Raw genomic sequence first — 11976 nt, forward strand, 5'->3', positions numbered from 1 at the left:
GGCCTAGGCTGCGCGGCGGGAGAGCCGGCGGTCCCGGCCAGGGGAGCAAGACGATGCTGCGGAGAGGTTTCGGCGCCATGCTGGCGCTGGGTGTTGGCCTGCTGGGCACGGGTCTTTCGGGCGGCGCCGCGCAGGCGCAGGGGCGGGACCTGACCATCGTCTCCTGGGGTGGCGCCTACCAGGACGCGCAGCGCGAGGTGTTCTTCCGCCCCTGGCAGCAGCAGGGCAATGCCCGCCTGCTGGAGGAGACCTGGGATGGCGGCGTCGGCGTGCTGCGCGCCAAGATTCAGTCCGGCGCCAACAACTGGGACCTGGTGCAGGTGGAGAGCGAGGAGCTGCTGCTCGGCTGCGAGGAGGGGCTGTTCGAGAAGATGGACTACGCCGCCATCGGCGGGCGGGAGCACTATATCCCCGAGGCCGTCAGCGAGTGCGGCGTCGGCAACATCCTCTATTCCTTCGTGCTGGCCTATGACCGCGCGCGCATGGCCGATGGCCCGCGCAGCTGGGCCGACTTCTTCGACACGGCGAAGTTCCCCGGCAAGCGCGGCCTGCGCCGCGGCCCGAAGGTGACGCTGGAGATCGCGCTGCTGGCCGATGGCGTGGCCCCGGGCGAGGTCTACAAGCTGCTCGGCACCAGCGCCGGCGTGGACCGCGCCTTCCGCAAGCTCGACACGCTGAAGCAGGACATCATCTGGTGGGAGCGCGGCAGCCAGCCGCCGCAGCTGCTGGCCAGCGGCGAGGTCGCCATGACCAACGCCTACAATGGCCGCATCAGCGCCGCCAACCAGAATGACGGGCGCAATTTCGGCATCGCCTGGTCCGGCAACGTCTTCACCCTCGATTCCTGGGTGATCATGAAGGGCAGCCCGAACAAGGCGGCGGCGCTCGACTTCCTGAAGTTCGTCGGCCAGCCCAATGTCCAGGCCGGGCTGCCGCCGCGCATCCCCTATGGCGTGACGGCCAAGGGCGCCAACGCCAACCTCGCCCCCGCCGTGCTGGCCAACCTGCCCACCGCGCCGGAGAATGCCGAGGGCGCGCTGCAGCTGAACGACCAGTTCTGGCTCGACAACCTCGACAAGCTGAACCAGCGCTTCAACAACTGGGTCTCGCGCTGACTTGGCCCAAGGGACGAATGCGCCGCTGAAAGCGCGGCTGGCGGCGGCGGCGCTGGTGGCGCCGCTGCTGCTGTTCCTGCTTGGCGTCTTCGTGCTGCCGATCGGCGCCTTCCTGTTCCGCGCGGTGCAGGAGGGCGAGGTGGCGCCGGTGCTGCCGCGCACCCTGGCCGCGCTCTCGGCCTGGGACGGCACGGCGCCGCCGGGCGAGCCCGCCTTCGCCGCGCTGGTCGAGGATCTGCGGGAAGCGCGGGCGCGTGACCAGCAGGCGGGCGGCGGCGGCATCGCCCGCGCCGCGGCGCGGCTGAACGCCGACCTGCCCGGCTTCCGCTCCCTGCTGCCGATGACCGCCCGGCGCGTGGCCCAGCCCTTCGAGGGCGAGGCGCGCGCGGCGGTGCTGGCGATCAGCGAGGAGTGGGGCGGCATCGCCCCCTGGGGCGCCATCCGCCGCGCCGGCGGCCCGGTCTCGGACTTCAACCTGCTGGCGGTGCTCGACCTGAAGCGGGACGCCACCGGCAGCCTCGCCACCGCTCCACCGGACGAGGCGATCTTCCGCGCCATCCTCTGGCGCACCCTGTGGATGGGGCTGCTGGCCACGCTCATCTGCCTCGGCGTCGGCTACCCGCTGGCCTGGCTGATCGCCACCGCGCCGCCGCGCGCTGTGCCCTGGCTGATGGCCGGCGTGCTGCTGCCCTTCTGGACCAGCCTGATCGTCCGCACCGCCGCCTGGATGGTGCTGCTGCAACGCGAGGGGGTGGTGAACGCCGCCCTCGGCGCGCTGCAGCTGACCTCCGGGCCGCTGCCGCTGCTGTTCAACCGCGGCGCCGTGCTGCTGGCCATGGTGCACATCCTGCTGCCCTTCATGGTGCTGCCCATCTATGCCAGCCTGAAGTCGCTGGACTGGCGGCTGCCGCGCGCCGCCGTCTCGCTCGGCGCCGCGCCGGCGCTGGCCTTCTGGCGGGTGACGCTGCCGCTCTCCCTGCCAGGGGTGGGGGCGGGGTGCCTGCTGGTGTTCATCCAGGCGCTGGGCTTCTACGTCACGCCCGCCCTGCTCGGCGGCGCCAACGACCAGATGCTGCCCTATTTCGTCGCCTTCTACGCCTCCCGCACGGTCAACTGGGGGATGGCGGCGGCGCTCTCCTGCCTGATCCTGGCGGCGGTCGCGGTGATCCTGGCGGTGTATGGCCGGCTCGTCGGCTTCTCGCGGATGCGCGCGGCATGAGCGCCGGCCCCGCCACGCCGCGCATCCCGGCGCGCATCGCCGGCCGTGAGGCCCCGGCCGCGCCCGTGCCGCCCGCCGCGCCACCCCCGGCGCCGCCGCCCACGCCCGCGCGGATGCGCGCCCCGCTGAAGCCGGGGCGCATCCTGCTCTGGGCCTTCGGCGTGCTGGCCATCCTGTTCCTGCTGGCGCCGGTGCTGGCGGTGCTGCCGCTCTCCTTCTCCGCGGGGTCCTTCCTGCACTACCCGCTGCCCGGCCTCTCGCTGCGCTGGTACGCCGATTTCTGGAGCTCCGACTTCTGGCTGCCGGCGCTGTGGAACAGCCTGCGCGTCGGCGCCGCCGCCGCGCTGCTGGCCGGAGTGCTGGGCACGCTGGCCGCCTTCGGCCTGTGGCGCTGGCGCTTCCCCGGCCAGGCGGTGGTGATGGCGGTGCTGCTGGCGCCGATGGTGGTGCCGGCCATCATCGTCGCGGTGGCGCTGCTGCTGGCCTTCGGGCCGCTCGGCCTGACCAGCAGCTTCACCGGGCTGATCCTGGGCCATGCCGCGCTCGGCGCGCCCTTCGTGGTGGTGACGGTGCTGGCGGCGCTGCAGCAGTTCGACGCCACGCAGCTGCGCGCGGCGGCGGCCTGTGGCGCCTCGCCCGTGCGGGCCTTCTGGCGCGTCTGCCTGCCGCAGATCGCCCCCGGCGTGGCGGCGGGCGCGGTCTTCGCCTTCGCCACCAGCCTCGACGAGGTGGCGGTGGCGCTGTTCATCGCCGGCCCCGCGCAGCGCACCCTGCCGCGGCAGATGTTCTCCGGCCTGAACGATTCGATCAGCCTCACCATCATGGCGGCGGCCATGGTGCTGGTGCTGATCTCCGGCCTGATGCTGCTGGCGGTGACGCTGCTGCGCCGCCCGCGTTGAAGGCGCGTACGAACCCGGGAGAGGGCCATGCTGGAAGGCGGATGCTTCTGCGGCGCGGTGCGCTACGTGGCGGAGGGCGCGCCCTTCCACCCGACGATCTGCCACTGCGCCGATTGCCGGCGCGCCGCCGGGGCGCCCTGCGTGGCCTGGTTCAGCGTGGCCATGGCGCGGCTGCGCTTCACCCGGGGCCGGCCCCGCTTCTTCGCCTCCAGCGCCAAGGCCGAGCGCGGCTTCTGCGCCGATTGCGGCACCACCCTCACCTGGCGCGGCCTGGCCACGCCGGAGGAGATCGACGTCACCATCGCCAGCCTGGACGAGCCGGAGGCGGTGCCGCCGGCCGACCACACCCAGGCCGCCGGCCGCCTTTCCTGGCTGGCGCTGGCGGACGGATTGCCGCGGATCCCCGGCTGGCGGACGGAGTAGGGCGGGGGGCCTCAGTGCCCGGCGCTGCCTGACAACAGGTTTATGACCAGCACCCCGGCCAGGATCAGCCCGATGCCGAGCACCGCCGCCGCGTCGAGCCGCTGGCCGTAGAGCAGCCACCCCGCCGCCGAGACCAGCACGACGCCGATGCCGGACCACAGCGCGTAGGCGATGCCCACGGGCCATGCGCGGAGCGCCAGCGACAGGAAGTAGAAGGCGCCGCCATAGCCCAGCACCACCACCACCGAGGGCAGCAGGCGGGTGAAGCCCTGGGTCGCCGCCAGGGCGGAGGTGGCGATCACTTCGAGCAGGATGGCGAGGGCGAGGTGCAGCGTGGCCATGCGCCGGCCCGTGCCGTTGCGAAAGCGTGCTGTCAAGCGCGCGGCGGCTCTTACCAGCGCCGCATCCCGGGGCCACCTGCCGTGTTGCACCCGCATCCACGGGACAAGGGAGACCCAGACGCCATGACCACCACCACCCCCATGCTCGCCCGGCGCGGCATGCTGGCCGCCGGCGCCACGCTGTTCGCCACCGGCCTGTTCGCCACGCCGCGCCGTGGCCTGGGCCAGTCGGCGGCGCCCTCCGGCCCCTACACCCTGCCGCCGCTGCCCTACGCCGCCAACGCGCTGGAGCCGCATATCGACGCCGCTACCATGGAGCTGCACCACGGCAAGCACCACGCGGCCTATGTGAACAACCTCAACACCGCGCTGAAGGACCACGGCCAGCTCGCCGCCATGCCGCTGGAGCAGCTGCTGACGAAGATCGGCGAGGCGCCCGAGAGCGTGCGCACGGCGCTGCGCAACAATGGCGGCGGCCACGCCAACCACGCCATGTTCTGGCAAATCATGGGCGGCAAGGGCGGCAGCCCCTCCGGCGAGCTGGCCCAGGCGATCGACCGCGATCTCGGCGGGCTCGACAAGATGAAGTCCGACTTCAACGGCATGGGCGGGCGCGTCTTCGGCTCGGGCTGGGTGTTCGTCACCGTGGACCAGGGCGGCAAGCTGGCGCTGGCCAGCCGGCCCAACCAGGACACGCCGGTCATGGAAGGCCAGCGCGTGCTGATGGGCAACGACGTGTGGGAGCACGCCTACTACCTGAAGTACAACAACCGCCGGCCGGAATACCTCGCCGCGTGGTGGAACGTCGTCGACTGGGCGAAGGTGGGCGAGCGCTACGCGGCCGCGAAGGCGGGCACGCTGAAGATCTGAGGCGGCCCCAGGGGGAAGGCTCTTTCCCCCGGGCTTCCCACCCCGCCCGGCGCGGTCAGCCGAAGACCAGGCGCCAGAGCAGGGGGAGCAGCAGGGCGGTGGCCAGGGCGTTTAGCCCCATCGCCATGCCGCTGAAGGCGCCGGCCGTCGCGTTCACCGCGATGGCCCGCGCCGTGCCGAGGCCGTGCGCGGCGGTGCCCATGGCCAGTCCGCGCGCGCGCCAGTCCTTCACCCGCATGGCGTTCAGCGTCATCGGGCCGAGCGTCGCCCCCGTGACGCCGGAGGCCAGCACCACCGCTGCCGTCAGCCCCGGCAGGCCGCCGATCTGCTCGGCGATGCCCATGGCCACCGGCGTGGTGACGGAGCGCGGCGCGAGGCTGGCGGTGATCTCGGGCGCCGCGCCCAGCATCAGCGCGAAGGCCACCCCCACCGCCGCCGCCACGCCGCCGCCCGCGATCACCGCCAGCAGCGCCGCCAGCGCCGAGCGGCGCACATGCTGCCATTGCCGGTAGAGCGGCACCGCCAGCGCCACCGTGGCCGGGCCGAGCAGGAAGTGGACGAACTGCGCGCCCTGGAAATACTGCCGGTACTCGATGCCGGTGAGCAGCAGCGCCGCCGCCAGCAGCGCCACCGCGAACAGCACCGGGTTGGCCGCCGGGTGCCAGCGGCACAGTGCCGCCAGCCGCAGCCCGGCCATCCAGGCCAGCAGCGTGGCGGTCAGCGCCGCCAGCGGGTCGCGCGCCAGATAGACCCAGATCTGCGCCAGATCGACCATCAGCCCAGCCGCCGGATCAGCGCCTGCGCCAGCCGCCCGGTGAAGGCGATGCCGGCCAGCGTGCCCGCCACCACGGCCAGCGAGAGCGGCGCCCAGTCCCGCGCCAGCTGCGGCAGGTAGACCACCACCCCCACCCCCGCCGGCACGAAGAGCAGGCCCAGATGCATCAGCAGCGTGTCGGCGGTCTGGCCGAGGCCGGGGGCGCCCGGCGCCTCGGCCGGGCTGCCGCGCAGCCGGTCGCGCAGCAGCAGCCCGGCGAAGAGCAGCGCCATGCCGATCACCGGCCCCGGCACCGGCAGGTGCAGCGCACGCGCCAGCACCTCGCCGCAGAGCTGGCAGAGGAGGAGCAGGGTCAGGCCGTTGATCATGCCGTGGCTCCCCGCCGCTTCGCGGGCAGGGCAGGGTGGGGGGCGGGCCGCATGGGCGGGGCTCCTTCGGAGGCGGGAAGGGGGGCGCCCATGATCGGCCCCGGCGCGGGCACGATCCAGCCCTATGGCCTTGCAAAAAAAGCGGGGCGGACCTCCGGGGGAAGGCCCGCCCCTGAAGTGATCCCGCGCCGGGGAGGTTAGGTGGCGCGGAGGATGCCGGCAGGTATTCGGGGACCGGCACCCCATCGGGAGAGACAGGGCCTGGGTTCATGGCCCGGGCGCATCATGCCGGGCAGATGGTTGAGGTTTGGTTTTCGGCACCGGCGCGCCGCAAAAAATTCGCGCCCCTCTTGCCGGCGGCCCCCGCCTCGCCAAGGCTGCCGCCATGAACCGGGGAGAGACACGCGCATGAGCACGGCACGCACCGCGCCGGAATCCGGCCCCACCCAGAGCGCCCTGCCCCTGGCCGGGCTGCGGGTGCTGGAGCTGGGGCACTACATCGCCGGCCCCTTCGCCACCCGCCTGCTGGCCGACATGGGGGCCGAGGTGGTGAAGGTGGAGCCGCCCGAGGGCGACCCCATCCGCGGCTGGGGCAGCAAGGCGCAGGGCCACCCGGTGTGGTTCAGCATCCATGGCCGCAACAAGCTCTCCGTCACGCTCGACCTGAAGAACCCGCGCGACAAGGCGCGCCTGGTGAAGCTCGCCGCCCGCGCCGACGCGCTGGTGGAGAATTTCCGCCCCGGCTACCTGGAGCGCATCGGGCTGGGGCCGGAGGTGCTGCAGGCGGAGAATCCGCGCCTCGTCATCGCCCGCGTCTCCGGCTACGGGCAGGACGGGCCATACCGGGACAAGCCGGCCTTCGGCGCCATCGGCGAGGCGATGGGGGGCTTGCGCCACCTCACCGCCAACCCGGGCCAGACCGAGCTGCCGCCGCCGCGCTGCGGCATCTCCATCAGCGACGACCTGGCGGGGATGTACGCCGCCATGGCCGTGGTCTCCGCCTGCTGGGGGCGGGACCGCGCGGGGCAGGAGGGGCGCGGCCGCATCATCGACATCAACCTGGTGGACAGCGTGATGAGCCTGATGGAGGGGATGCTCCCCGAATACGGGCTGACGGGGAAGATCCGCCAGCCGGCGGGCGCCGCCATTCCCACCGCCGCGCCCACCAACACCTACCCCTGCGCCGATGGCAAGTGGCTCTGCGTCGCCGGCAATTCCGACCTCATCTTCCGCCGGCTGATGGGCGCCATCGGCCGCCCCGAGCTGGCGGCCGACCCGCGCATGGCCGACAATGCCGGCCGCTGCGCCAACGCCGCCGAGCTGGATGCCGCCATCGCCGCCTGGACGCGCACCCTGCCGGCGAAGGACGCGCAGGACGCGCTGGAGGCGGTGGACGTGCCCTGCTCCCGCCTCTACGACATCCGCGACATCGCCGAGGACCCGCATTTCCGCGCCCGGGATTCGGTGATGACGGTGCAGGACCCGCTGATCGGCCCCGTGCTGCACCCGGCGGCGCCCTTCCGCTTCGACGGCGTGGCGCCGCGCGACATGGTGCGCTGGACGGGGCCGGCGGCGGGCGCGCACAACGCGCGGGTGTTCGGCGAATGGCTGGGCGAGGAGGCTGAAGCATGAGCGAGAGCGTCACCATCAGCGAGGTCGCCCCGCGCGACGGGCTGCAATCCATCGGCCCCTTCGTGCCCACCGAGACCAAGGTAGCCATGGTGCGCGCCCTCTACGAGGCGGGCGTGCGGCGGATGGAGGTGGGCAGCTTCGTCAGCCCGCGCGCCGTGCCGCAGATGGCCGACACGGCCGAGGTGCTGAAGGCGGCCAAGGCGCTGCCCGGCCTGGAGTGCACGGTGTTGGTGCCCAACCGCAAGGGCTTCGACCTCGCCCTGGCGGCGGGGGCGGACCGGCTGGGCTTCTTCATGTCCGTCACCGAGGCGCACAACCGCGCCAACCTCAACCGCGGCCGCGCCGACAGCCTGGCCGAGCTTTCCGAGCTGGTGCGCGAGGGCACGCGGCTGGGGGTGAAGATGCGCTTCAACCTCTCCTGCGCCTTCCACTGCCCTTTCGAGGGGGTGGTGCCGGTGGCCGATGCGGTGGACATGGTGGAGAAGGTGTTCTCCCTGGACCTGGGCATGGAGATCGGCATCGCCGACACCACCGGCAATGCGTCGCCGGACCAGGTGGCGGCGGTGTTCCGCCACACCATCGCCTCCTGGGAGAATCCCTTCGCCTTCCATGGCCACGACACCTACGGCATGGGCGTGGCGAACGCGCTGGCGGCCTACGAGGCGGGCGTGCGGGTGTTCGACGGCGCGGCGGGCGGCCTTGGCGGCTGCCCCTTCGCCCCTGGCGCCACCGGCAACACCGCCACCGAGGACCTCGCCTGGATGTTCCGCCGCATGGGCGTGGCGACCGGCCTCGACTGGCCGAAGCTGCTGGTGGCGGCCGATCTCTGCGCCGCCGTCCCGGGCGGCACGCCGGGCGGCCGCATGCGCGGCGTCCCCGCCGCCCGCGCCGCCTGACGCATGGGAGATCCAAGAACCTCAGGTTCTTGGCGGGGAGAGTTTGAGAGGGGCGGCGCCCCTCTCAAATGCTTCGGCCTGCTGCTGTTCCTGACCCTTGCCGCCTGCGGCGGCGGCAGCGGCGGCGGCCCCGTCACCGGCGCCGCCGCGCTGCGCGAGCCGGTGGCCTGCGTGCCCTATGCCCGCGCCCGCTCCGGCATCGAGCTGTATGGCGATGCCGGCACCTGGTGGGAGGCCGCCTCGGGCCGCTACGCGCGCGGCGCCGCGCCGCGCCCCGGCAGCGTGCTGGTGCTGCGCCCCGCGGGGCGGATGCGGGACGGGCATGTGGCGGTGGTCAGCCGCGTGCTCTCGGCGCGCGAGATCCGGGTGGACCATGCCAACTGGGCCAGTGGCGGCGCCAAGGGGCGCATCGCGCTGGACCAGCCGGTGGTGGATGTCTCGCCGCGCAACGACTGGTCGCTGGTGCGGGTCTGGTACCCGCCGGTGCGGGACTATGGCGTGACGGCCTATCCGGCCGCCGGCTTCGTGCATGGCGGGCAGGCGGTGGCGGCGCGCTAGCGCGGCTGGACGAAGCCCGCCGCGCGTGCTGCAAGCGGGGAAAAGCCCTGCCGGAGGTTGGCCCGTGACACTGCATCGCCGCACCCTGCTCGCCAGCGGATTCGCCCTCGCAGGCGCCGCCCTCGCCGCGCCGCGCGGAGCGCGGGCGCAGCCGGCCTGGCCCACCCGGCCGGTGCGCCTCGTCGTGCCGTTCCCCGCCGGCTCCACGCCCGACATCCTGGCCCGCGCCCTGACGCCGCATTACGCCCAGGTCTTCGGCCAGCCCTTCGTGGTGGAGAACCGCGCCGGCGCCGGCGGCAACATCGGCACCGACGCCGTGGCCAAGGCGACGGATGGCCACACCATCGGCCTGACCATCAACGGCCCGCTGGCCACCGCCCCCGCCCTCTACCCGCACCTGCCCTACGACCCGGCGAAGGATTTGGCGCCCATCTCGCTGCTGGCGCGGGCGGGGCAGGTGCTGGTGGTGAAGCCGGACCTGCCGGCGCGCGACCTGGCCGGCTTCGTCGCCCATGCCAAGGCCAATCCCGGCAAGCTGACCTATGGCTCGGTGGGTGCCGGCTCGGGCGGGCACCTGGCGATGGAGGATCTCAAGGCGCGCACCGGCATCGCGCTGGAGCACGCGCCCTATCGCGGCTTCCCGCAGGCGGTGCTGGACCTCGTGGCCGGGCGGATCGACGCCATGATCCTGACCGTGGCGGGCATCCTGCCGCAGGTGCGGGAGGGGCAGGTGCGGGCGCTGGCGGTGACCGCCGAGGCCCGGCTGCCGCAGCTGCCCGAGGTGCCGACGCTGGTGGAGGCCGGCCTGCCCGGCGCCGTCTCCTATGCCTGGAACGCGCTGGTGGCGCCGGCCGCGATGCCGGCGGATGTCATCGCCCGGCTGGCGCGGGAGACGCGGGCGGCGCTGGAGACGCCGGAGGCGCGGCAGGCCACCGGCACGGCGGGGTTCGAGATCGTCGCCTCCGGGCCGGAGGCGCTGGCCGCCTGGGTGGCGGAGGAGACCGCCCGCTGGGGCGGCATGATCGCGCGCCTCGGCATCAAGGCGGATTGAGGGCCGGCCGGGGGGAGGAGGGCTCCCCCCGGCGCGCGGTCAGAGGACCGGCTTCGGCTCCTCCTTGTCGTGGCGGGTCTTCCACAGCGAGAGGGCGATGGAGCCGGCGATGATGCTGGCTGTCACCATCAGGGCGTATTCCACCGGCACCGCCTTGCCGCCGGCGAACCAGTTGGCCAGCATCTTGGCGCCGACGATCATCAGCACGATCGACAGCCCGTGCTTCAGGTACTTGAAGCGGTGGATGATGCCGGCGAGCGCGAAGTACATGGCGCGCAGGCCGAGGATGGCGAAGACGTTCGCCGTGTAGACGATGAACGGGTCGGTCGAGACGGCGAAGATGGCCGGGATGCTGTCCAGCGCGAAGAGCAGGTCGGTCAGCTCCACCAGCACCAGCACCAGGGCGAGCGGCGTCAGCATCCGCTTGCCGTTCTCGACGACGCTGAAGCTCTTGCCGCGGAAGGTGTCCGTCACCGGCAGGTGGCGGCGCATCCAGCCGAGCACGGGGTTCTGCGTCGGGTCCGGCTCCTCGTCGGCGGCGCGCAGCATGGCCCATCCGCTGTAGATGAGGAACAGGCCGAAGATGATCATCACCCAATCGAACTCGCGGATCAGCGCGGTGCCGACGAGGATCATGATGCCGCGCATCACCAGCGCGCCCAGGATGCCCCAGAACAGCACGCGGTGCTGATAGGCCGCCGGCACGCCGAACTTGGCGAAGAGCAGCACGAAAACGAAGATGTTGTCGACCGAGAGCGACCACTCGATGACGTAGCCGGTGAGGAACTCAAGGCTTTTGGCGCTGCGTTCCTCCGGCGTCAGGCCATAGCTGAGGCGCAGCCAGCCGAAGAACAGCAGGGCGAGGCCGACATAGGCGGCCGACTTGATGAGCGCGGTCTTGACCGGCACCGGCGCCGGGTCGCCATTGGCGTCCTTCCTGGCGAAGACGCCGAGGTCGAGCAGCAGCAGGCCCATGACGGCCGCGTTGAAGATAACCCAGAACCAGATTGAAGCTTCCACGGAGGGACGGCTCCTCAGAATAGGGGCCCGGCCACGATTCGGCCGTGGAAGTCGCTACAGGGGAATGCAGACCGGGCCCGGATTGCACGAGAAGTCGATCCGACATCACGAAGGCGGCTGGCCATGGACGAGCCATGGACGCCGCCGGGTCGCCAGAGGGGCCCGGATCCGAGGAATTAATGGATGAAATGTCATCCGGTTGCAAGAGCGGTTGTTTCCGGACGCGATTCACGCCATGTCCTGATTTGCGCGACGGTGCACGGGACATTAGTGTCCGTCATCACGGCGAGGAGACGCGGTCCGGCTGGCGTGGGCATTCCCGTCAGGCCGGTGGCCGCCCAAATTGGATCGAGGCGTGGCTATGGGTTCCTTCAGCATCTGGCACTGGCTTGTCGTGCTGCTCGTGATCCTGCTGCTGTTCGGCGGCGGGAAGATCAGCGGCCTGATGGGCGACCTCGCGAAGGGCATCAAGTCCTTCAAGCAGAACATGAAGGAGGACGACGAGAAGGATGCGTCCATGGCGGCCGACGCGCCGCCCGCGCCGCCGGCCGGCAACATCTCCGGCCCGGCCAGCCCGGCCCAGGCGCGCAACACGAGCACGCAGCCGAACACCTCCACCTCTTCCCACCCCGCGGCCTGACGCCGCCCGGGCCGGAGCCTCGCGCCCGGCCCGCGAAGCCGGGGTACGGGTCTCCGTGCCCCAGGGCTCTCCCCGCCGGAGAATCCGCGGGGGCGGGCGGTGCCCGGAGGCGGCAGAAGCCGCTGCCGGGTGCTGCGCCTGCCGGCCCCGTACCGTGCCGCACCGCGGC

At 72.6% G+C, this 11976-nt stretch carries 14 protein-coding genes; 10 read left to right on the forward strand and 4 right to left on the reverse strand.

Annotation, left to right across the window (positions count from 1 at the left end; genetic code table 11):
* Positions 1-53: 53 nt before the first annotated feature.
* Genes CR165_RS08885 through CR165_RS08900 form a run of 4 tightly spaced genes read left to right on the forward strand, consistent with a single transcriptional unit; the run spans position 54 to position 3656 of the window.
* Complete coding sequence (locus CR165_RS08885) at positions 54-1115, forward strand: ABC transporter substrate-binding protein (protein ID WP_109516611.1); 1062 nt, start codon at positions 54-56, stop codon at positions 1113-1115.
* A gap of 1 nt (position 1116) precedes the next feature.
* Entirely contained in the window at positions 1117-2334 is a 1218-nt protein-coding gene (locus CR165_RS08890) for an ABC transporter permease (RefSeq protein ID WP_181378068.1), read from the forward strand.
* Positions 2331-3233: an ABC transporter permease gene (locus CR165_RS08895; RefSeq protein ID WP_245906279.1), complete on the forward strand. Its 903-nt coding sequence runs from the start codon at positions 2331-2333 to the stop codon at positions 3231-3233. Before CR165_RS08890 ends, CR165_RS08895 begins: the two co-directional genes overlap by 4 nt.
* Positions 3234-3260: 27 nt before the next feature.
* Entirely contained in the window at positions 3261-3656 is a 396-nt protein-coding gene (locus CR165_RS08900) for a GFA family protein (protein ID WP_109516612.1), read from the forward strand.
* An 11-nt stretch (positions 3657-3667) separates the two neighbouring features.
* Here CR165_RS08900 and CR165_RS08905 read toward each other — a convergent pair whose 3' ends face one another.
* On the reverse strand, positions 3668-3997 hold the full coding sequence (locus CR165_RS08905) for a DMT family transporter (protein WP_109516613.1): 330 nt from the start codon (positions 3995-3997) through the stop codon (positions 3668-3670).
* A gap of 123 nt (positions 3998-4120) precedes the next feature.
* Here CR165_RS08905 and CR165_RS08910 point away from each other — a divergent pair, with 123 nt between their 5' ends.
* A complete protein-coding gene (locus tag CR165_RS08910) occupies positions 4121-4867 on the forward strand; it encodes a superoxide dismutase (RefSeq protein WP_109516614.1) in 747 nt (248 codons plus the stop codon).
* A 55-nt stretch (positions 4868-4922) separates the two neighbouring features.
* Here the strand turns inward: CR165_RS08910 and CR165_RS08915 are convergent, their stop codons facing one another.
* Both CR165_RS08915 and CR165_RS08920 read right to left on the reverse strand, forming a co-directional pair.
* Positions 4923-5642: an LrgB family protein gene (locus tag CR165_RS08915; RefSeq protein WP_109516615.1), complete on the reverse strand. Its 720-nt coding sequence runs from the start codon at positions 5640-5642 to the stop codon at positions 4923-4925.
* Positions 5642-6010 (reverse strand): CidA/LrgA family protein, encoded by a 369-nt coding sequence (locus tag CR165_RS08920; protein WP_109516616.1) that lies wholly within the window; start codon positions 6008-6010, stop codon positions 5642-5644. The genes CR165_RS08915 and CR165_RS08920 overlap by 1 nt, the downstream gene beginning before the upstream one ends.
* A 408-nt stretch (positions 6011-6418) precedes the next feature.
* On the opposite strand from CR165_RS08920, the gene CR165_RS08925 reads away from it, so the two are divergent.
* From CR165_RS08925 to CR165_RS08940, 4 genes are all read left to right on the forward strand, one after another.
* Positions 6419-7642 (forward strand): CaiB/BaiF CoA transferase family protein, encoded by a 1224-nt coding sequence (locus CR165_RS08925; RefSeq protein ID WP_109516617.1) that lies wholly within the window; start codon positions 6419-6421, stop codon positions 7640-7642.
* Complete coding sequence (locus CR165_RS08930; protein WP_109516618.1) at positions 7639-8538, forward strand: hydroxymethylglutaryl-CoA lyase; 900 nt, start codon at positions 7639-7641, stop codon at positions 8536-8538. Before CR165_RS08925 ends, CR165_RS08930 begins: the two co-directional genes overlap by 4 nt.
* A gap of 3 nt (positions 8539-8541) precedes the next feature.
* Complete coding sequence (locus CR165_RS08935) at positions 8542-9096, forward strand: CHAP domain-containing protein (RefSeq protein ID WP_109516619.1); 555 nt, start codon at positions 8542-8544, stop codon at positions 9094-9096.
* A 64-nt stretch (positions 9097-9160) separates the two neighbouring features.
* Positions 9161-10147, forward strand: coding sequence for a Bug family tripartite tricarboxylate transporter substrate binding protein (locus tag CR165_RS08940; protein ID WP_245906281.1), 987 nt, complete (start codon positions 9161-9163; stop codon positions 10145-10147).
* 39 nt (positions 10148-10186) lie between these two features.
* Here CR165_RS08940 and CR165_RS08945 read toward each other — a convergent pair whose 3' ends face one another.
* Positions 10187-11167 (reverse strand): TerC family protein, encoded by a 981-nt coding sequence (locus CR165_RS08945; RefSeq protein ID WP_109516621.1) that lies wholly within the window; start codon positions 11165-11167, stop codon positions 10187-10189.
* 361 nt (positions 11168-11528) lie between these two features.
* Here CR165_RS08945 and CR165_RS08950 point away from each other — a divergent pair, with 361 nt between their 5' ends.
* Positions 11529-11807 (forward strand): twin-arginine translocase TatA/TatE family subunit, encoded by a 279-nt coding sequence (locus tag CR165_RS08950; RefSeq protein ID WP_109516622.1) that lies wholly within the window; start codon positions 11529-11531, stop codon positions 11805-11807.
* Positions 11808-11976 lie beyond the last annotated feature (169 nt).

Origin of the sequence: Teichococcus aestuarii (assembly GCF_003116135.1) — a bacterium.
GTDB lineage: Bacteria > Pseudomonadota > Alphaproteobacteria > Acetobacterales > Acetobacteraceae > Pseudoroseomonas > Pseudoroseomonas aestuarii.

Excerpts from the sequence above, each read along its gene's own strand:
- CR165_RS08905 (WP_109516613.1), bottom strand. The coding sequence starts at position 3,997 with ATGGCCACGCTGCACCTCGCCCTCGCCATCCTGCTCGAAGTGATCGCC.
- CR165_RS08920 (WP_109516616.1), bottom strand. The coding sequence starts at position 6,010 with ATGATCAACGGCCTGACCCTGCTCCTCCTCTGCCAGCTCTGCGGCGAG.
- CR165_RS08895 (WP_245906279.1), top strand. The coding sequence starts at position 2,331 with ATGAGCGCCGGCCCCGCCACGCCGCGCATCCCGGCGCGCATCGCCGGC.
- CR165_RS08885 (WP_109516611.1), top strand. The coding sequence starts at position 54 with ATGCTGCGGAGAGGTTTCGGCGCCATGCTGGCGCTGGGTGTTGGCCTG.
- CR165_RS08935 (WP_109516619.1), top strand. The coding sequence starts at position 8,542 with ATGGGAGATCCAAGAACCTCAGGTTCTTGGCGGGGAGAGTTTGAGAGG.
- CR165_RS08925 (WP_109516617.1), top strand. The coding sequence starts at position 6,419 with ATGAGCACGGCACGCACCGCGCCGGAATCCGGCCCCACCCAGAGCGCC.
- CR165_RS08950 (WP_109516622.1), top strand. The coding sequence starts at position 11,529 with ATGGGTTCCTTCAGCATCTGGCACTGGCTTGTCGTGCTGCTCGTGATC.
- CR165_RS08915 (WP_109516615.1), bottom strand. The coding sequence starts at position 5,642 with ATGGTCGATCTGGCGCAGATCTGGGTCTATCTGGCGCGCGACCCGCTG.
- CR165_RS08910 (WP_109516614.1), top strand. The coding sequence starts at position 4,121 with ATGACCACCACCACCCCCATGCTCGCCCGGCGCGGCATGCTGGCCGCC.
- CR165_RS08900 (WP_109516612.1), top strand. The coding sequence starts at position 3,261 with ATGCTGGAAGGCGGATGCTTCTGCGGCGCGGTGCGCTACGTGGCGGAG.
- CR165_RS08930 (WP_109516618.1), top strand. The coding sequence starts at position 7,639 with ATGAGCGAGAGCGTCACCATCAGCGAGGTCGCCCCGCGCGACGGGCTG.